General features: G+C 60.7%; 17 protein-coding genes. 7 read left to right on the top strand and 10 right to left on the bottom strand.

Annotation, left to right across the window (positions count from 1 at the left end):
- Window positions 1-257 precede the first annotated feature (257 nt).
- Window positions 258-3278, top strand: a complete 3021-nt coding sequence (locus tag AC6CHO_RS12585; protein WP_498215358.1) for an alpha-mannosidase — start codon at window positions 258-260, stop codon at window positions 3276-3278.
- An 83-nt stretch (window positions 3279-3361) separates the two neighbouring features.
- On the opposite strand, the gene AC6CHO_RS12590 is transcribed toward AC6CHO_RS12585, so the two are convergent.
- Window positions 3362-3880 carry a COG4315 family predicted lipoprotein gene (locus tag AC6CHO_RS12590; protein WP_498215360.1) on the bottom strand — a complete coding sequence of 173 codons (519 nt, stop codon included), beginning with the start codon at window positions 3878-3880 and terminating at the stop codon, window positions 3362-3364.
- Between the two features lie 169 nt (window positions 3881-4049).
- Here AC6CHO_RS12590 and AC6CHO_RS12595 point away from each other — a divergent pair, with 169 nt between their 5' ends.
- Window positions 4050-4583, top strand: a complete 534-nt coding sequence (locus AC6CHO_RS12595) for a sigma-70 family RNA polymerase sigma factor (protein WP_498215362.1) — start codon at window positions 4050-4052, stop codon at window positions 4581-4583.
- Between the two features lie 9 nt (window positions 4584-4592).
- On the opposite strand, the gene AC6CHO_RS12600 is transcribed toward AC6CHO_RS12595, so the two are convergent.
- Complete coding sequence (locus tag AC6CHO_RS12600) at window positions 4593-6107, bottom strand: SDR family NAD(P)-dependent oxidoreductase (protein WP_498215364.1); 1515 nt, start codon at window positions 6105-6107, stop codon at window positions 4593-4595.
- Window positions 6108-6168: 61 nt separating this feature from the next.
- Entirely contained in the window at window positions 6169-6738 is a 570-nt protein-coding gene (gene purN / locus AC6CHO_RS12605; protein ID WP_498215366.1) for a phosphoribosylglycinamide formyltransferase, read from the bottom strand.
- A 108-nt stretch (window positions 6739-6846) separates the two neighbouring features.
- On the opposite strand from purN, the gene AC6CHO_RS12610 reads away from it, so the two are divergent.
- Entirely contained in the window at window positions 6847-7377 is a 531-nt protein-coding gene (locus tag AC6CHO_RS12610) for a DinB family protein (protein ID WP_498215368.1), read from the top strand.
- A gap of 42 nt (window positions 7378-7419) precedes the next feature.
- On the opposite strand, the gene AC6CHO_RS12615 is transcribed toward AC6CHO_RS12610, so the two are convergent.
- The 4 genes from AC6CHO_RS12615 to AC6CHO_RS12630 all read right to left on the bottom strand — a co-directional run bounded on the left by AC6CHO_RS12615 (window position 7420) and on the right by AC6CHO_RS12630 (window position 11213).
- A complete protein-coding gene (locus AC6CHO_RS12615; RefSeq protein ID WP_498215370.1) occupies window positions 7420-8730 on the bottom strand; it encodes a cell division protein PerM in 1311 nt (436 codons plus the stop codon).
- Window positions 8731-8814: 84 nt separating this feature from the next.
- On the bottom strand, window positions 8815-9624 hold the full coding sequence (locus AC6CHO_RS12620) for an aldolase/citrate lyase family protein (protein ID WP_498215372.1): 810 nt from the start codon (window positions 9622-9624) through the stop codon (window positions 8815-8817).
- Complete coding sequence (hpaH, locus tag AC6CHO_RS12625) at window positions 9609-10394, bottom strand: 2-oxo-hept-4-ene-1,7-dioate hydratase (protein ID WP_195181871.1); 786 nt, start codon at window positions 10392-10394, stop codon at window positions 9609-9611. The genes AC6CHO_RS12620 and hpaH overlap by 16 nt, the downstream gene beginning before the upstream one ends.
- A 132-nt stretch (window positions 10395-10526) precedes the next feature.
- Window positions 10527-11213, bottom strand: coding sequence for a CE1759 family FMN reductase (locus tag AC6CHO_RS12630; protein WP_498215374.1), 687 nt, complete (start codon window positions 11211-11213; stop codon window positions 10527-10529).
- Window positions 11214-11334: 121 nt separating this feature from the next.
- On the opposite strand from AC6CHO_RS12630, the gene kynA reads away from it, so the two are divergent.
- Window positions 11335-12201 carry a tryptophan 2,3-dioxygenase gene (kynA, locus tag AC6CHO_RS12635; protein ID WP_146277729.1) on the top strand — a complete coding sequence of 289 codons (867 nt, stop codon included), beginning with the start codon at window positions 11335-11337 and terminating at the stop codon, window positions 12199-12201.
- A complete protein-coding gene (locus AC6CHO_RS12640; RefSeq protein ID WP_498215376.1) occupies window positions 12191-13069 on the top strand; it encodes a PaaX family transcriptional regulator in 879 nt (292 codons plus the stop codon). The genes kynA and AC6CHO_RS12640 overlap by 11 nt, the downstream gene beginning before the upstream one ends.
- On the opposite strand, the gene AC6CHO_RS12645 is transcribed toward AC6CHO_RS12640, so the two are convergent.
- Together AC6CHO_RS12645 and AC6CHO_RS12650 are read right to left on the bottom strand one after the other, a co-directional pair.
- The gene (locus tag AC6CHO_RS12645) at window positions 13031-14401 is read right to left on the bottom strand and encodes a CoA transferase (protein ID WP_498215378.1); all 1371 of its coding nucleotides are present in this window, start codon (window positions 14399-14401) and stop codon (window positions 13031-13033) included. The genes AC6CHO_RS12640 and AC6CHO_RS12645 overlap by 39 nt on opposite strands.
- A 112-nt stretch (window positions 14402-14513) precedes the next feature.
- Window positions 14514-15260 (bottom strand): transglycosylase family protein, encoded by a 747-nt coding sequence (locus AC6CHO_RS12650; RefSeq protein ID WP_498215380.1) that lies wholly within the window; start codon window positions 15258-15260, stop codon window positions 14514-14516.
- Between the two features lie 675 nt (window positions 15261-15935).
- Between AC6CHO_RS12650 and AC6CHO_RS12655 the strand changes: the two genes are divergently transcribed.
- Complete coding sequence (locus tag AC6CHO_RS12655) at window positions 15936-17093, top strand: YihY/virulence factor BrkB family protein (RefSeq protein WP_498215382.1); 1158 nt, start codon at window positions 15936-15938, stop codon at window positions 17091-17093.
- On the opposite strand, the gene AC6CHO_RS12660 is transcribed toward AC6CHO_RS12655, so the two are convergent.
- On the bottom strand, window positions 17076-17795 hold the full coding sequence (locus AC6CHO_RS12660; protein WP_498215383.1) for a M50 family metallopeptidase: 720 nt from the start codon (window positions 17793-17795) through the stop codon (window positions 17076-17078). The two genes, AC6CHO_RS12655 and AC6CHO_RS12660, sit on opposite strands and share 18 nt — an antisense overlap.
- Before the next feature lie 159 nt (window positions 17796-17954).
- Here AC6CHO_RS12660 and AC6CHO_RS12665 point away from each other — a divergent pair, with 159 nt between their 5' ends.
- Window positions 17955-18275, top strand: coding sequence for a hypothetical protein (locus tag AC6CHO_RS12665; RefSeq protein WP_498215385.1), 321 nt, complete (start codon window positions 17955-17957; stop codon window positions 18273-18275).
- Window positions 18276-18280 lie beyond the last annotated feature (5 nt).

Consider the following 18280-nt stretch of genomic DNA (forward strand, 5'->3'; position numbering starts at 1 on the left):
CTAACCAATAGTTGGTTCAAGATCGCAGTCTTTCCGCCACAACATTCACCGCGTTTTGGCTAGTTGAAGATCAAACCCAGGGTGTAAAGAGAATGAGCTTGGTCCTGACAGTTGGACTAGCTAAATAATCAACACAACGGTGACACTTGATCGATCAAGACATCACACGAATAAATAGCTGTTCATCAGTGATTTTCGGTAGTCTGGCAAGGAACCACCCCGCTGATTTTCGGGGTAGCACCCTGGGAAAGGCAGCAATGCACGACGACACCTCACTGACCACCGGTCGAGTCAAACGAGTACTGCAGGAGCGTGTCCTGCCTGCCATCTACTCCCAGTCGGTTCCCCTGAAGGTGTCGTGGCATGAGCTTCCCGGCGAACCAGTCACCCCGGGCGAGGGGCTTGCACTGGAATTCTCGCCAACACAGGTGGGAACCTCATGGGGTGCCGCGTGGGGCACCACCTGGTTCCATTTGCAGGGCCAGGTGCCCGCCAGCTGGGCCGGGCGCCGAGTCGAAGCGGTCATCGACCTCGGCTTCGATGTGAATATGACCGGCTTCCAATGCGAGGGACTGGTCTATCGCCCGGATGGCATCACCATCAAGGCGCTGAACCCGCGCAACCAGTGGGTGCCGATCGCGGAATCTGCCGCTGGCGATGAAGTGGTCGATTTGTACCTTGAAGCCGCGTCCAATCCGGTGCTACTGGACCACCACCCGTTCTTGCCCACAGAGCAGGGCGATATCCTCACCTCCTCGAGCCGCAAGCTCTACACCACCCGCCGCATGGACCTGGCGGTCTTCGAACCGGCCGTCCATGACCTGGCACTGGATCTCGAAGTGCTGCTGGACCTGCAGGAGCAGTTGCCCCAAGGTCCTCGAAAGATGCAGATTCTCCAGGCCCTGGATAACGCCCTGGATGTTCTGGACCTGCAAGACATCACCGCCACGGCGCCGCGGGCCCGCGGCGAACTCGCCGGGGTGCTATCCGCACCCGCTGAGCACAGCGCGCACCAGATCTCGGCGATCGGGCACTCGCATATTGACTCCGCGTGGTTGTGGCCGCTGCGGGAAACCATCCGCAAGGTTTCGCGCACCTGCTCGTCCATGGTCGAGCTGCTCGGCGATGAACCCGAATTCCTCTACGGCATGTCCAGCGCCCAGCAGTACAAGTGGCTGAAGACCCACCGGCCCGAGGTGTGGGACCGGGTCAAGCAGGCTGTTGCCAACGAGCGCTTCCTGCCTTTGGGCGGCATGTGGGTCGAGTCAGATACCGTCATGCCCTCCGGCGAATCGCTGGTTCGCCAATTCCTGTATGGCCAGAAGTTCTTCCGCGACGAATTCGGCGTGGCCTCCAAGGGCGTCTGGCTGCCCGATTCCTTTGGCTACTCCCCTGCCCTGCCGCAGCTGATGCGCCGCGCTGGCTTCGAGTGGTTCTTCACCCAGAAGATCTCCTGGAACCAGCAGAACAAATTCCCGCACCACTCCTTCGACTGGGAAGGCATTGACGGCTCGCGCATCTTCAGCCATTTCCCTTCCATGGACACCTACAATTCGCAGCTTTCCGGCGAGGAAGTGGCCAAGGCTTCCCGCCAGTTCCGTGAAGCGCGCGTCGCCAATAATTCCATCGCCCCGGTGGGCTGGGGCGATGGCGGAGGCGGCACCACCCGCGAGATGACCGGCAAGGCCAAGCGCTTGGCCAGCCTTGAAGGCAGTGCCCAGGTCAAGTGGGAGCACCCCAATGACTTCTTCGACCGCGCCAAGGCCGAGCTTCCGAATCCTCCGGTCTGGGTGGGCGAACTCTACCTGGAACTGCACCGTGCCACGCTGACCAGCCAGCACCAGACGAAGCAAGGGAACCGCCGCACCGAGCAATTGCTGGTCGAAGCCGAATTGTGGGCCGCCACGGCCACCGCATACACCGGCGCCGAGTACCCATACGAGCAGCTGGACGATCTCTGGGAAACCGTGCTCCTGCATCAGTTCCATGACATCCTGCCCGGCACATCCATCGCGTGGGTGCACCGCGAAGTCGTGGCACGCTATGCCCAGGTCGTCGAGCAAGCCGAGCAACTGATCCATGAGGCCCAGCAGCGCCTTGCCGGAACCGGTTCGACTCCCATCACCTTCAACGGTGCCGCGTTCACCCGCAACACGCTGGCCTTCGCCGAAGCCAAGGCGCTGGACTCCAGGACCGAGGCCCAGGTACAGGCAACGGCCACCGACGGCGGCTACGTCCTTGATAACGGCGTGATCCGCGTGGTGATTAATGCCCAGGGCCTGATCACCTCGGCGGTGGATCTGGCGACCGGACGCGAGGCCATCGCCTCGGGCCAGGAAGCCAACCTCTTGCAGCTGCACCAGGACTTCCCGAATATGTGGGATGCCTGGGACGTGGACAAGTATTACCGCAACCAGGTCACCGATCTGCGCGATTGCGACTCATTGAAGCTGGCCTCGCGCGAGGACGGCAGCCAGGTCGTCACCATCCGCCGCAGCTTCTCAAAGTCCGCCGTGGTGCAGGAAGTGTCGCTGGCTCCCGGTGAGCGCACCGTGCAGATCTTCCAGAGCACCGATTGGCACGAGGCAGAGAAGTTCCTCAAGGTGGCCTTCCCGCTGGATGTGCGCGCCGAGCAGATTGCCGCCGAAACCCAATTTGGCTACCACAAGCGCGTAACCCACGTGAATACCAGCTGGGAGGCCGCGAAGTTCGAGACCTCAATGCACCGTTTCGCCCTGGCTGAGGAACCCGGCTTCGGGGTCGGGGTGATCAATGATTCCATTTACGGCTTTGACGTCACCCGCGACGCCAAGGACGCCCAGGTCACCACCACGATGCGCCTGTCCTTGCTGCGTGCTCCGCGCTTCCCCGATCCGCAAACGGACCAGGGCTTGCAGACCCACCGCTATGGCCTGGTCATTGGCGCGGATATTGCCGCGGTGACCAAGGCCGGAGCCTTGCTGAACAGCGCCGAGCGCACCATCAGCGGTTCCCAGCCCGTGGCTCCTTTGGCGAGGATCACGGGCGAGGGGCTGGTGGTTTCCAGCGTGAAGCTGGCCGCTGACCGTTCTGGTGACCTGCTGGTGCGAGTCTACGAGTCGTTGGGCCGCCGTGCCCGCGGCGAGCTGCGGCTCAACGTCCCGGTGGCCTCAGCGACTACGGCGAGCCTGCTCGAAGATCCGTTGGATGACGGCGCGATCGACCTCGCCGACGGCTTGCTGCCGTTGGCGCTGGGCCCCTTCGAGGTGCGCACCTTGCGCTTCAGCCTGGCGCAGTAGCCCGCAGACGTGAGGGGCCGGGATCGGCACGCGGCTGCGTGCCGATCCCGGCCCCGTTCTTTCCCTTGGATATATCCCGCTGCCTACTGGATCATCGTGCCGTCCGGGGCCACCGCGTACCAGACCCCGCCCACGCCCTGTCCGGTGGTGTCCCCGGGCTTGGCGTCTTGGGCGAAGGTGTACAGCGGCATGCCGTTGAGCGTCAGCTGCTTTTGCCCGTCGGGGCTTTCGATGGAGTTCACCTCGCCGGAAACCCCCTCCAGCGTCGGGTCATCGCTCGTGGTCGTGGCAATCGGCCACTTGGCCAGGCAATCCCCGGTGCAGGCGCTGGTCGTGGTGCCTGGCTCATCCTTGGTGAAGTAGTACAGGGTCATCCCCTTCGAATCCACCACAACGTCGCCCAATTCTGTTGCCGCCACCCCAAGATCCACCCCTGAGGATGATTCCTGAGGGGCTTGGCTGGTGCTTTCCCCGCCTCCTCCATACATGCCGCCGGTTCCGCCCTCCGAACCGCCATCTCCTGAGCAGCCTGCCAGCAGCAACGCGGCGCCGAACAGCGCAGCCACTCCGGCCGCGCATTTTTTGCCATTCTTGATACCCATGATCCGATCCCCTCTCGAAAGCTGGACCCACCTCAAGCGTGGGCATTCAGCCCGTACCTAGTAGGACGCAGGGAATCCCCGCCAGGTTCACCGCCGGGAAAGAATCTTGCCCATACTTGGGCCATGGATGTACCACGTGCCGCCCTGGCGTGTTCCAGGACCTAGTGCCTTGCCGCAGCCAAGACCAGGCGGAGCCAAGGCGCCCCGGGATGCCCAGCTGGTGTCCGAGATCTACCGCGAGCATGCAGATGCCCTGCGCCGCTTCGCGTTGCGCGGGTACTGCAGCCGGGAAGAAGCCGACGACGTGGTGCAGGAAACCGTGCTGAAAGTTTGGAGGGCCGTACCGGAAATCACCGGTTCGCTGCGCGGCTACCTGTTTGCAACGGCGCGGCATGTCATCATCGATGAGCATCGCCGGGCCGCGGCGCGCATTCAACTCGGCCTGCTGGGCGATGCGGATCCCGCAGCTGCCGGGGCCGAGGATGGCTATGTCCAGGTTCTGGACCGGCTGCTGATGCAGCAGGCGCTGATGCACTTGAGCGCCGAGCATCGGCTCGTGGTGCTGCATTTGCACTTTTTCGGTTCCACGGTGGCCCAGGCAGCCCATGACCTGCACATTCCCGAAGGTACGGTGAAGTCCCGAGAGCACTATGCCCTGCGCAACCTGCGCGGGATCCTGGCAGAAATGGGCGAAGAACCGTGAATCAGCGGCTTACCAAGGCGAAGGTTCGTAGTCCTTGAGGAAGCACCCGTACAGATCGATCCCGCGTTCCCCGTCGACAATTGGCTGGTAGACCCGCGCCGCGCCGTCGATCAGGTCCAGCGGTGCGTGCCATCCTTCTGCGACCATCCGGACCTTGGAGTCATGGGGGCGCTCGTCGGTGATCCAGCCGGTGTCCACCGCGCTCATCAGGATTCGGTCGGTTGACAGCATTTCTTCAGCACTGGTGCGGGTGAGCATATTCAGCGAGGCTTTGGCCATATTGGTGTGCGGATGGCCGGCGCCCTTGTAGCGGCGGGAGAACTGGCCTTCCATGGCCGAGACGTTCACGATGTACTTGCGCCGTGCATCGCTGGCGGCCAGCGCCGGGCGCAAACGGGAAGCCAGCAGGAAGGGCGCGGTGACATTGCACAGCTGCACTTCAAGCATTTCCAGGGCGTCCACGTCGCCCAGAATTTGGGTCCAGGAATTTTCGGTGACCACGTCGGGGACCAGTCCGCCGGCATCGATGGCGGTGCCTGCGGTAATTCTTTGAAGCGAGGCCGATCCGGCTTTCATGGCCAGTTCAGCCAGCTTCTCTGCGTCGTAGCTGCCCAGCGGTGCCGGAGCCAGCAGCGCGGAGTCCTCCAGGCTGAACGCACTGGCCAGGGCCTTGGGATGTTCGGCGGGCGGGTTGGCTTCGCCCCAGAGTTCCGGGCCGCCATGGCCGGCGAGCAATTCGTTGCTCAGCGGCTGATGCTCGGATTCGATCAGGTGCTGGTAGGAGTTGGTGGTGCGCCGCACGGTCTGGGCGGCGTTGTTGATCAGGATATCCAGCGGGCCTTCGGCGGCCACGCGATCTGCCAATGAGATCACCTGTGCCGGGTCGCGCAGGTCGATGCCGACAATCCGCAACCGATGCAGCCATTGCCCGCTGTCCTCGATGGAGGCGAAGCGCCGTGCCGCGTCCTTGGGAAAGCGCGTGGTGATGGTGGTGTGCGCCCCGTCGCGCAACAGGCGAAGGGCAATATGCATCCCGATTTTTGCGCGCCCGCCGGTGAGCAGCGCGCGCTTGCCGCTCAGGTCGGCGCGGGCCTCGCGGCGATCGCGTCCGGCCGCCGCGCAGTCTGGGCAGAGGTAGTGGTGGAAGGCATCAACAGTGGTGTAGCGCTGCTTGCAGATGTAGCAGCCACGGGGCTTGCGGAATTCTCCGGCGCTCTCGCCCTGGGTTGGCGTGCTCAGGTCCAGGCCCAGGGTTTCATCATCCAGGCGCTGCGGCGAACCGGTGGCGGTGCTCTCGATCAGTGCACGGTCCGCGGCGCTGATTTCAGCGCGCTTCTGCGACTTGCGGTAGCGCTTGGCGGCTTTGAACATGTTGCTGGTTGCACGGCGCACCGCAATATGGCGCTGGTCATCGGAATCCAACTGGTGCACCACCGACAGGACCTTCAGCGCGGTGGCCAGTTCCGCGTCGGTGAACAGTTCGGTGGGTGCAGCCGTTTCGGCCTGGGGTGTTTGCTCAGTCATCTCGACATCAATTTTACGCACTTTAACGGCTCGCCCTCCGGCACCAAGACGAGCGGGAAGGCTACTTGCCCTGTGCCAGATCCGCGAGGGTGGCAATCAGCAGGCGGCGCTCCACAACCTTGATCCGCTCATGCAGGGTCTCTTCGGTGTCATCATCGTCAATGGCCACCGCTTCCTGTCGAAGGATCGGGCCGGTGTCCACGCCGGCATCGGCAATGTGAACGGTGCATCCGGTGACCTTCACGCCGTAGGCCAGCGCATCGCGCACTCCGTGGGCGCCCGGGAAAGACGGAAGCAGGGCCGGGTGGGTGTTGATATAGGTGCCATCGAAGGCATTGATGAATTCTTCGCCGACGATGCGCATGAAGCCTGAGGACACCACATAGTCCGGCGCGTAGGATAGGCACTTTTCGGTCAGCGCGTGGTTCCAGACCTTGCGATCCTCGTAGTCCTTGAAGTTCACCACAAAGGTTTCGATTCCGGCCTGGGCAGAACGTTCCACGCCGAAGGTATCGTGCTTGTCGGCGCCGACAGCGGCGATCTCGACGTTGGGCAGTTCGCCGGCCTGCACCGCGTCGATGACTGCCTGGAGATTAGAACCGGTGCCTGAAACCAAAACCACAATGCGCATGGGCTCAATTCTACGGTTCACGGCGGCTAGTTATTCATTCGGCACCAGATTGTTGCTTGCCCCGGTCGCAAACTGGCAAGACTGCCGGGCACGGTGGAAGATGGGCTCATGAGCGAAATTGTTCCGGATCAGAAGAATTGGACCTTTGTCTTGGAAGCGGTTTGCCCGCAGTGCCGATACGACGTCCGCGCGGTGACTCCCGCGGACGTCATCGGGCAATTGCCAGATGGCGTGGCGCGCTATGTGTCGGCACTGTCCAGGCCGCAAGCGCGAGTGAGGACCAGCCCCGCGCGATGGAGCGATCAAGAGTACGCCGCTCACGTAGCGCAAATGCTGGAGATCATGAATGACCGGATGGATCTGATGCTCCAGCATGATGACCCCACCTTCCCCAATTGGGATCAGGACCAGGCCGCGGCAGAAGGCAATTACAACGCGCTTGAGCGCGATGACGTCGTCACGCGGCTTCGATATGCGGCAACAAAGTATGCGCAGAAATTAGGCAGCATCGATGAGGCTTCCTATTCGCGGCGCGGACTGCGCTCGAATGGCTCGGCGTTTACCGTGGAGTCCTTGAACAAGTATGCGTGGCACGATTTTGTGCATCATTTGTGGGATTTGGATTCCAGCACCAGCTGAATATGGTCCACCGGAGCCTGCTCGAGTCGACGTTCGACGACGCTATCCCTCAAGTACCGGGTCGGTTTCAAATAGCGGAGCAATCAGGTAGCCGATGGCAGTGCCCACGCCAACCTGCAAGACCAGGGCTCCCGCAGTGAGCCAGAGGTTGGGGCCAAGGTCGACTAGCCGGCCAATAGCCAGGGAACCGGAGGCCAGCCACGAGCCAATCAGGCTCAGGGCAGCGGCCACAATACCCGTGAACAGCGACAGGCAGGCCGTTGAAAGACCCAGGGAGAGCATGTTGAACGGGATGCGGCGGGCGAACCAATCTTCCAAGTGGTTTTCTCCCCCGCGCAAGAAGTACCAGCCGGCCATGATGCCCGCAGCCACCGGCAAGAGCAGGAACAGCCACTGATGGGACATCTCGCCCGTCGGAAGTGAAGCCAGCATGGGAATCGAAGGCAGCGGGCCGACGGTGGTTTCCAGCGTCGACAGGGTGCTCCCGGTGCCAAGGGTGAATCCGCCACCGCTAATCCAGGACAGGACCCAGAAGACCGCGTTGGGAATCAGGGACAGCTGCACAAGGGTCAGCGCGGCCGAGCCAATCGGTCCCGGCCGCAGTTCCTGGTAGACGTTGGCGACTTCGGTCCAGTGCAATCCCAGATTGATGGTCAGCAGCAGGCCGCTGATGCCAACGGCGGCGACATAGCCCAGGAACCCGGCCACGATCACGTGCCAGACATAGGATCCGGCCCAGCGGCGGTGCGGGGAAATCCGCTGGATATAGGCGGCCATGTCGACGCCGAAGAGCCTGGCCCAGGAACCTGCTTCGCGTCGCGCGCCGATGATCAGCCCCAGCGCCGCAATGATCAGCGGGATGAACGTTGCGGCCAGCACGTTGACTCGACCGTAGCCGTTATTGGACAAGGAACCCACCGCAGCGCCGATACCGCCATAGGCGATGAAGGCGCCGAGCAGCCCCTGCCACAACTGGTCAGTGTAGGAGGCGCGGGCGATGCGCCGGCCGGCGCGCAGGCAGAATAGGAACGGCAATAGCGACAGTCCCAGCGGAATGAGCGTGACCCACCCGGAGACGGAAGCCGGGTCGGCTTCCGGCCCGAGGTTCAGCAACTCTACCGGGACCCCATGAATCAGCAGCCAGGCAAATCCGGCAAACTGCAAGATGATGTTGAAGGAATCTTCCAGGAACCCGCCGCTGAAGTACACAGCGACCAAGGGCAGCATGATCAAGGCCAGGCAGAACACGACGGATTGCAGGATCTCGAACACGCCCTGCAACGCCAGGGGCATTGGCCAGCCGTTGCGCAGACGCAACATCACGGCCTTCATGGGTTTCTTTTCGCGACTCATCACTGTCAATGTTGCCACCATTCAGCGCGCCCTGTGCCCTTCGACGCGCAACCTTGCCCTGGGCGATTGCCCAGAACCAGCGTTTTAGTAGCTCTTCGGTGCTGGTGCTTGTTCTCCGGAATTGAAGCTCGCGGCCAGCGCCTCGGTGGCACGGGCCAGCAACGCCACATCTGCGCCGACTCCGACAAAATCAGCTCCCGCATCCATGTACTTGCGAGCGCTGTTCTGGTCGAAGGCATTGACCCCTGCGTATTTGCCGGCGGCCTTCGCGGCGTTGATGGACGTGATCACCGCAGCCACCACGTCGGGGTGGTTTTGCTGGCCGATGACACCCATCGAGGCTGCCAGGTCGGAAGGCCCGATGAAAATGCCGTCGACACCGTCGGTTTCGACAATTTCCTGGACGTTGCGCACGGCTTCGTCGGCTTCGATCTGCACCATCAGGGTGATGGTTTCATCGGCACGGGCCAGGTAGCCGTCAATGCGGTTCCAGCGCGCCGAACGCGCCAGCGCCGAGCCGACACCGCGCACCCCCTTTGGCGGGTACTGGCAGGAGGCCACAGCCGCTGAGGCCTGTTGCGCATCATTTACCATGGGAATAATCAGCGACTGCGCGCCGAGATCCAGGAACTGCTTGATGACAACCGGGTCGTTAACCGCCGGGCGCACCACTGGCACCACAGGGTAGCTGCGCACGGCTTGGAGCTGCGCCAGGATGTTCTGCAGGTCGTTCGGAGAATGCTCGGCGTCGATGAAAACCCAATCGAATCCGGCTCCGGCGCAAATTTCGGCGATCAATGGCGAGGCGGAGCACACCCAGATGCCGGCCAGTGGACGGCCCGCATCTTTCAGCGCATCTTTGAGCGATGGATCCGGTTCTACTCGAAATGGCATGTCACAGTTCCCAGCGGTCCGTAGTCGGCAAAAACAGTGTCGTTGGCGTTCACCCACATAGGGCGGGTGAAGGATCCGGCAAGAATCAATTCTCCTGCCTTGAGCTTGTCGCCGTGCGGGGCGATCTTGTTGGCCAGCCAGTACACGCCGGCGGCGGGGTGATTGAGCACGCCGGCAGCCACGCCCGTTTCTTCCACGGTCTGGTTCTTGAACAAGATGCCCGAAACCCAGCGCAGGTCCACGGCGTCGGGCTTCACGGGGTTGCCGCCAATGACCATGGCGCCCATGGCGGCGTTGTCGCTGATCGTGTCTACGATGGTGCGCCCTTCCATCTCGATGCGGGCATCGAGAATTTCGAGGGCGGGAATCACGTACTCGGTAGCTTCCAGCACATCGAAAATGTTGGCGCGGGGGCCTTCGATGTCCTTCTTGAGCTTGAAAGCCAGTTCCATTTCCACGCGGGCACCGGTGAATTCGGAGAAGTTGAACGTGGCCCCGGAGTCGTGAACCATGTCGTCAAAAATGATTCCGTAGTCAGGTTCGGTGATGCCGGTAGCCATCTGCATGGCCCGCGAGGTCAACCCGATTTTGCGGCCGACCAGTACCCGGCCGGCTGCCTCGGAGCGCTGGCGCCAGAGGTTTTGCACGCGATAGGAGTCTTCTACCGTCATTTCCGGGTAGCGCGCGGTGAGACGCGGCACCGGGGTTCGCGTTTCGCCGGCCTGGACCAGCTCATCGGCAATGGCCGTGATTGTTTCCTCGGATAGCATCGGCGCTGCACCTTTCACTTCAGTTCAAACCAAGGTGAGCACCCACCGACCGACTCAATGAGATGGCTCACGTTTCTTGATCGTACCCAGCTTCCGGGTGCAGGGCACATCGTACTAACATTTCCAGCCCTGCTAGTTCCCCGATGCCTTCACATTGGCCAGCAACGCTTCAAAGGGAAGCGAGGTCATCTCATCGTTCGGATCCGCAAATTCACTGACCGACGGGGTGATCGAGCGGGTATCGCCCAGAGCAGCATCAGCCTCGAAGCGCCCATCAAAAGCGCCGAGGGCCAGTAATACTTCGCCGGCTACCCGGCGAGCGCGTTCAGCCAAGGTTCCGGCGATGCCTTGTCCACCGAAGTCCTCAGCGGCCGCGAAAACCGACGTTGGCATGACGTTGGCCCTCAGATAGCTGAAAATCGGGCGCATTGCATAGTCGATCGCCAGCTGATGGCGCTGGGTCCCTGCCGTGGCCGCGAGCACCACCGGCTTTCCATCCAGCGATTTGGGATCGAGGATGTCAAGGAATGACTTGAACAGGCCGGAAATCGATGCGGTGAATACCGGGGTGACAGCGACCAGGACGTCGGCATTGATGACGGCATCAATAACCCGCTGCAAGCTGGGGGCAGCGAACCCGGTGAGCATGTTGTTGGTGATTTCACTGGCATGCTCGCGCAGTTCAATGTTGCTGACATCGGCCTGGACACCTTCCGATGAAAGCTTTGCTGCGATGCTCTCGCCAATCTGGCGCCCCAGCAAGGAAGAACTGGAGGGAGAACCCAAACCACCGCTGATCACTACAACCGACTTGCTCATTGCTGCCGTCCTTTCGATTTTTATATGCGTATGCATGTATCAACCCGATGGCTGACAATTGTATTCCCGATTCGTATTTTCATTACTGTGACGATGGTAAGAATATTGATATGCTGATGCCATGAGCAGCCAGAAGCCACAGACCGAAAACCAGCGCGATATCGAAGAGGGCGTCCGCACCGATTTCAGGAACACCATGTCTTATGGCAGCTATCTGGACCTGGACCGCGTGCTCTCCGCACAGCACCCGGTCAGCGTGCCCGAGCATCACGATGAAATGCTGTTCATCATCCAGCATCAGGCCAGTGAACTATGGCTCAAGCTCATGCTCCACGAGCTGCTCGAAGCCCGGCGGCTTTTGGGCCTCGACGACATCGGCAAAGCACTGAAGTGCTTGGCCCGCGTGAAGCACATCCAGAAAACCCTGACCGAGCAATGGTCGGTGCTCGCTACTTTGACGCCCCGGGAATACGCGCAGTTCCGCGGCTTCCTCGGCTCCTCCTCCGGGTTCCAGTCCTTCCAATACCGCGCTGTTGAATTCATCTTGGGCAACAAGCACGAAGGGATGCTCAAGGTCCACGAAGCAGATCCCAAGGCCCACGAGCTGCTGGCCAAGCTGCTTCACGAACCAAGCCTCTATGACGTTTTCCTGGCGGCGCTGGCTCGCCGCGGATACCAGATCCCCGTGGAGATCCTGTCACGGGATCTCACCAAGCCGTGGACCTTCCAAGAAGCACTGGTGCCAGTGTTCAAGGAAATCTACGAATCCGAAGAAACCGCGTGGAGCCTTTACCAGGCTTGCGAAGACCTGGTTGACGTTGAAGACAATTTCCAAGCCTGGCGCTTCCGCCATCTGCGCGTTGTCCAGCGCACCATCGGCTTCAAGCGCGGCACTGGCGGTTCCTCGGGGGTCGATTTCCTCAAGCGCGCCCTGGATCTGACCTTCTTCCCCGAGCTTTTTGCGGTGCGCACCGAAATTGGCAACTAGCGCCCCGATTTCGGCGTTCAGCCTCGACGACTTTGAGGCTCGCACAGGCAGCGCCACGTCCATCATCCGAACCATTACCGGACTATACTTGCGCCACAAGCCGGCGGCGATACCGCGATCGCACGTTGTCGAGCTGGCTACAGCGGCGGGAATTTCCTCGGCAGCAGCGCAGACTGCCATTTCCCGCCTGATCGAAAAGCAGGTGCTGGAGAACGGCACCGATTCGGCCTTGCGCGTACCGCAAATCGCGCAGGCGATGTTTGAACGCGGCAGCCGCCGCATTTTCACTCCCCGGCAGATGTCCGCAATGGACCCGTGGTGCCTGGTGGCCTATTCCCTGCCGGAAACGCTGCGCCCGCTGCGCCATCAGATACGCAAGCATTTCCTGCAGCTCGGCGGCGGACTAGTGGCTGCAGGCTTGTGGATCTTCCCGGAATATCTGCGCGAAGAGGTCGACGCGGCCTTGGAGGCATTGCATGCTCGAGCGCAGGCAACGATCTTCACAGTCCAGCAACCGCACTTCCCCGCCACGGCCCGCGAAGCCGCAGCGCAATGGTGGGACCTGGAACAGCTTGGCTCAAGGCATCAGCAATTCCTTGAAGCTACCGCTGGGCTCAGCGCGGATCAGGCAGATCCGGCCGAGGCCTACCGGGGCTATGTGAGCATGATTGACGCTTGGCGCGCCCTGCCCTATCTTGATCCGGGACTTCCCGATGGCATGCTGCCAGAGGCTTGGCCAGGCAAGCGAAGCAGGCAACGATTCCTGGCTTTGTCGAGCGCCTTGAGACACCCCTCCAAGCAATTTGCCGCTTCAGTGCTCGGACATGAGCTAAAGCCAGATCGGTTCATCCTGCCCGTAGGCCGGTGACGCTGCGCGGTAGTCAAGCAGATGCCCGTCGATGAGAAAAGGCGTCAGCGCATACTCCAGCTCGCCATAAGAGCTTGCCATCCGCCCGGTACGAGGATCTTCCAGTTCCTTCTCCGGGGTTTCCGGTGCACCTAGCGCGAAAAGCGCCTCCGCGGTGCGCGCGAGGGAAAAGCGCACCAGGCCAACGCCACGGCGCTCTGAACGAGCCTGAACCATGGCGATGACAGCCGCAGCCAGGCCGTATCCCGTTGCGTGGTCCAAGGCTTGTACCGGCAAAGCGCCAGGTTCACCACGCTCGGTGCGATAGGCATCGGAAATTCCGCAGGCAGCTTGCACAATGCTGTCGAAGCCCCGGCGGCTGGCCCACGGGCCCTCATAACCCCATGCATCAAGTTCAGCAATGATCAGTCCTGGATATTTCTCCTGCAGGCTCTGCGGGTCCAGGCCAAAACGGCTCAGTGCCCCTTGCCGGTACCCGGTAATCAGCACGTCGGCCACCTCCAGCAGGCGAGCCATGCGCTCACCATCAACTGGTGAAGACAGATCCAGCAAGGTGCTGCGCTTGCCGAAGCCGGTATCAACATGTTGCGCCTGCAGCTCCGGCAGTTCAGGGGCGTCCACGCGTAATACTTCTGCACCAAAGGCGGCCAGCGTCCGGCTCGCGGTCGGCCCGGCAATAACGCGCGTCAGGTCCAGGACCCGCAAGCCTTCCAGTGGCCGGTAGGCACCAGGAGCATAGCTCCAGGCCCCGTTTCGGCTCGCCTCATGAATCGTGAATTGTGCCCATGCACCACGCTTGGCTGCCTGCCCTGCAGCTGATCCAGCCCAATCGGCACGAGTCTGCACTGCCGCGGCCACACCGCCCGAAGCCACGATGAGCTCTTGGGCTTGAATTGACGAGAGCCCTGCCAGAGATTCGCGAAGGCCGCCACTCGCCGAAGCCCCCACAGATTGCAATAGCCTTTGTTCATGATGCGGATAATTCGCGTGGGTTCTTATCCAGCCATCACCCGTGCGGTAAAAGCCCGAGTGCTCGGCGAAGCCCTGGGATTTTTCACCATTAATCCGCAGAAGGCTTGAGGAGCCAAAAGCGGCTGCCACTTGATCCGTCCGGATGCCCACATCCAGTCGGCCTGCACTGAGCGAGCGCAGCGCTGCAGCTACCAGGCCAACCGATCCCAGCGCGAGCTGCTCGACATTCAGCGGTCCGTTCCACCACGATCGAGGCCCTTGCATCTCGACCGCCACCGGAAATTCAAGCACCCCGGATTCCGCAAAACCGCCACCGAGGATCTTTTCAGCGGAATGCCCAGCATTATCGGTTGTTCGCATGCCACCAGCGTACTGCGCACTTTTGCTCCCCATGCATAGGTGCGTTAAATGCAGCTAGGTCCGCATAGTGCCAATTGGCACCATGCGGACCTAGGTTGCTGGTCTAGCGAAATTAGTTCGCTGGAACGTTCAGGGTCTGGCCGACCATGATCAGATCTGGGTTGGCCAGCTGATCGTCGTTCAGAACGAACAGGCCGCGCCAGTCGTCAACACCAAGCTGGTCAGCAATCTTGGCCAGGGTGTCGCCGGACTTGACGGTGTAGTTCTTGCCCGAGTCGGTGACATCAATGTTGAACACTGGTGCCTGTGGAGCCGGAGCCGCGTGCTTGCCCGAAGTGCTTGGAGCAGCCTGCTTGGTGGACTTGACCGAGTTGCTGCTCTCGGAAACCTGTGGAGCGGCCTGCTTGGTCTGGGTGACCTCAGGAGCAGCCTTCTTGGTTTCGACAACCTTTGGAGCGGCCTGCTTGGTCTGGGTGCTAGACGAGGAATCGCTCGAGGATCCACCGGTTGGGGTTCCGCTGATGCCTAGTTTCGCGGTACATGCTGGCCATGCGCCCCAGCCCTGCGAAGCCTGGACCTTGGTTGCGATGCGAATCTGCTCAGCCTTCGATGCCTGGTTCGGCATGCCGGAGCCGCCGAATGCCTTCCAGGTCGACAGCGAGAACTGCAGGCCACCGTAGTAGCCATTACCGGTGTTGATGGACCAGTTTCCGCCGGACTCGCACTGAGCCAGCTTGTCCCAGGTGCTTGCAGCATTTGCTGGCGCAGTGGTGGCGACGATTGCGCCACCGGCTACTGCTACGGCTGCCAAGGAGGCTCCACCGCGGCGGATCAATTTCTTAGTCTTCTGCTGGATCATGATTCTCCAGTGCTCTTCCCGCGCTCAGGTCGTCCAAGACCATCTTCGTGCACCGCTCAGCGTCGCATTTCGACGTTGTATGAAGCACTACCCTGGCGAGCGGTTTGGAAGTCCCGGTAGTACCTGTTTCCCCAATAACACAGCGAGTGTTATCGAAACGTTATAAAGACCCTAACCCAGACCCCCACCCTCTCCGCAACTCAGCAAACGCCCAGATTCCGCGTAATTACAGGTCGCCATCTCGGAAAAAAGTTAAATTTTGGCCGCGTGCAGATCCTTAAACTCCTTGTGAACCGGCAAGAATGTTACAAATCTAGACTGGATATCAAACAAGTTTCTGTGATATAGCTTTCAATCCGTTCGAGGCCCCTGAAAAGCGCCAGAATCGCGTGTCAAGATCGCCGCTTCGCACGCTCCATAACGAGGTCCTTTGCAATCAGCAATTCACCAATTTCGGCGCCTTGAGCATGAACATTTCTTCAAGGTGCCTCAGCCTCCCTGCGAGGACACATGGTTGCTCGATCGGGCAGACGACACGACGCCAATCTAAATGACCTAGTCACCGGAGAGATGGTTAGGTAGTGTGATGTGCGAAAGCAGATCGTTGCACTGATGAATTCATTAGCCAGACAGGGGAAGCACATGCCAGACAAAGGCAGATTCACCAAAGAGCACATGAAAGAATCTCTCAACTGCTTCCCCCGCGCATTGCGTGAATTCTTCAGAAACGATGGCTTGGATGTCGCGGCTTCCCTCTCGTACTTCATGGTTTTGGCCATGTTCCCGGGACTGTTGGCACTGATTTCTCTGCTGTCATTGGCAGGCGCCAGCGACAGCGGGACCAAATGGATCATGGAGATCCTGGAACAAGGCCTGGCGCCCAATGGCCAGGCATCGAATGGCGATTCGCGACAGCTGCTAGACACCACCGAGCAGTTGCTTGAAGGATTGGCATCGCAAGCCAGTGGAACCTTCTGGGCCATCCTCGCGGGTTCCCTCGGTGCACTTTGGAGCACCTCTGGATATGTCACGGCGTTCGGCCGCAGCATGAATCGGCTCCATGGCGTGCCCGAAGGACGCCCACAGTGGAAACGCCGTCCGCAGATGTTCCTCATCACCGTATTGATCATGCTGGTTGCAGTTCTCACGCTTGTCCTGCTGGTCACCTCAGGATCCATTGCCCGCGGTATCGGCAACGTCGTCGGCTTGGGCGATAGTTTCGTGCTGATGCTCAACATCGCCAAGCCACCGATCATGCTGGTGATGATTCTTCTCGTGTTGGCATTGCTCTATTACTTCACCCCGAACGTCAAGCGTCCGCGATTCCGCTGGTTCTCTGCCGGAACCCTAACGGCCCTCGTCATTTTGGGACTGTCCCTCGTTGGATTTGGAATCTATCTCTCACAGTTCGCCAGCTATTCAGCTACCTACGGGACTATCGGCGGTGTCATCATTCTGGTGCTGGCCTGCTGGATCAGCAACATCGCGCTGCTGCTGGGTGCGCTGGTCGACATTGAATTCCTCCGCCTGCGTCGTCTGCGCGCCGGCTTGCCGGCAACCGACGACATGCTGCTCCCCCTGCGCGATGACACCCTGGTGGCCAAGCAGGAGCTGGCTAGCTACAAGGACCTCGTCCAAGCGCAAGAAGTTCGCATCAATCATGGTGGCGACCCGCTTCAGGACATGGAAATGGATCCGCGGCGACCGGCCAAACGCAAGATGAAACTTCTGCCGATGGGAGCAGCTGCCACGGCCGCTTGGGTAATTTCGCGGGCCGCGACGCGCCGAACGCTACGCAAGAACATGAAGAACCGCTCAGAACAACGTCAATAGGCTGCTGCTTGTCCACCACAGAGCGCCGGCTCCAAGGACAAGAATCACCAAGAGCCACAGGCCAGCAAAGGTATGCGTTGCCCGGGCAATCAAATAGGCGTCGGACTGGGCCACGTCTCGGCGCCGCCAAGTATGTACGGCCAAGAGCTTCGCGTAGTCACGCAATCCTGCAATCAGCAAGAATCCTGCGATGAGCAGCGAGAGATAAAGGTAGGCCTCCACCGGGGCGAAGAAGACGACGCCCAAGGCGATGAGGGCACTGACCGTGCACACCACAAATGCCGGCCAATTGCGGACAAAAACCAGTGCAAGCAGGAAGAAGAGCGCGTAGATCCCCAGCGCCTGGCCTGCGTAGCCGATGGAAATTGCCCAGAACATCAAGGCTGAAACCCACAACGGCGCAGGATATCCGAATATCCCTGAAACAATCACCGAGAATTTTCCGCGCCCGCGGCTCACAACTTCGCCAGAATGATCCCACCCCAATCGCAGTCCAGTGACAAATCTTCCGGTAAACAGCGCGGAGACGATGTGGCCGAGTTCGTGGACCAGCGTTGAGTACAGTCCGGTAATGCGCCATGCTGGGGCCGGAATCACCATCGCCAGCACCACAGCAGCAATAATCAGCCATTGCCATGAGTTCAGATCGACAACCACCGGCTGTGCCAGACGATGCCAGGCTTCAGCAATATCCAAATTCATTCGAGCTCCTCAATCGCCCATCGATGTTCCCCATTCTCGCAAGCACCACCGAAATGCAGCAGATCCGACCCAGCCTTTCACCTGCCTTCTGGGAAACATCACAGGTGCAAGGCATAATCTGCATAGCGAGATGTTGTGCAAAATATTTGGAGGATCTTCATGTCTCGCTTAGCTTCAACCGCATTGGCCGTCACCGGCTTGGCTGGCGGATACGCTACCGGCCGCGCTACCAAAAAACGCCCTCTGGCCGCCGTGGTGCTCGGTGCAGCTGGCGTTGGCTCGTTCCTCATCTGGAAAAAGGATGCAGGCTTAGCCAAGGCAATCGCACTGATTAGCGCTTATGTTGGCGGCTTCGGTGCTTCGCACCCATTGGCAAAGAAGATCGGCGCATGGCCAGCGGTCAACAGCGTCACTGCTGGCGTCGCTCTGTTGTCCCTCTTGCTCGGCGGTTCCAAGAAGTCGAAGGACGAAATTTCCTAAGATCC

Source organism: Glutamicibacter sp. GQ173 (assembly GCF_059759215.1).

Excerpts from the sequence above, each read along its gene's own strand:
- AC6CHO_RS12585 (WP_498215358.1), top strand. The coding sequence starts at position 258 with ATGCACGACGACACCTCACTGACCACCGGTCGAGTCAAACGAGTACTG.
- AC6CHO_RS12590 (WP_498215360.1), bottom strand. The coding sequence starts at position 3,880 with ATGGGTATCAAGAATGGCAAAAAATGCGCGGCCGGAGTGGCTGCGCTG.
- AC6CHO_RS12600 (WP_498215364.1), bottom strand. The coding sequence starts at position 6,107 with ATGACTGAGCAAACACCCCAGGCCGAAACGGCTGCACCCACCGAACTG.
- purN (WP_498215366.1), bottom strand. The coding sequence starts at position 6,738 with ATGCGCATTGTGGTTTTGGTTTCAGGCACCGGTTCTAATCTCCAGGCA.
- AC6CHO_RS12610 (WP_498215368.1), top strand. The coding sequence starts at position 6,847 with ATGAGCGAAATTGTTCCGGATCAGAAGAATTGGACCTTTGTCTTGGAA.
- AC6CHO_RS12615 (WP_498215370.1), bottom strand. The coding sequence starts at position 8,730 with ATGAGTCGCGAAAAGAAACCCATGAAGGCCGTGATGTTGCGTCTGCGC.
- AC6CHO_RS12620 (WP_498215372.1), bottom strand. The coding sequence starts at position 9,624 with ATGCCATTTCGAGTAGAACCGGATCCATCGCTCAAAGATGCGCTGAAA.
- hpaH (WP_195181871.1), bottom strand. The coding sequence starts at position 10,394 with ATGCTATCCGAGGAAACAATCACGGCCATTGCCGATGAGCTGGTCCAG.
- AC6CHO_RS12630 (WP_498215374.1), bottom strand. The coding sequence starts at position 11,213 with ATGAGCAAGTCGGTTGTAGTGATCAGCGGTGGTTTGGGTTCTCCCTCC.
- kynA (WP_146277729.1), top strand. The coding sequence starts at position 11,335 with ATGAGCAGCCAGAAGCCACAGACCGAAAACCAGCGCGATATCGAAGAG.
- AC6CHO_RS12645 (WP_498215378.1), bottom strand. The coding sequence starts at position 14,401 with ATGCGAACAACCGATAATGCTGGGCATTCCGCTGAAAAGATCCTCGGT.
- AC6CHO_RS12650 (WP_498215380.1), bottom strand. The coding sequence starts at position 15,260 with ATGATCCAGCAGAAGACTAAGAAATTGATCCGCCGCGGTGGAGCCTCC.
- AC6CHO_RS12655 (WP_498215382.1), top strand. The coding sequence starts at position 15,936 with ATGAAAGAATCTCTCAACTGCTTCCCCCGCGCATTGCGTGAATTCTTC.
- AC6CHO_RS12660 (WP_498215383.1), bottom strand. The coding sequence starts at position 17,795 with ATGAATTTGGATATTGCTGAAGCCTGGCATCGTCTGGCACAGCCGGTG.
- AC6CHO_RS12665 (WP_498215385.1), top strand. The coding sequence starts at position 17,955 with ATGTCTCGCTTAGCTTCAACCGCATTGGCCGTCACCGGCTTGGCTGGC.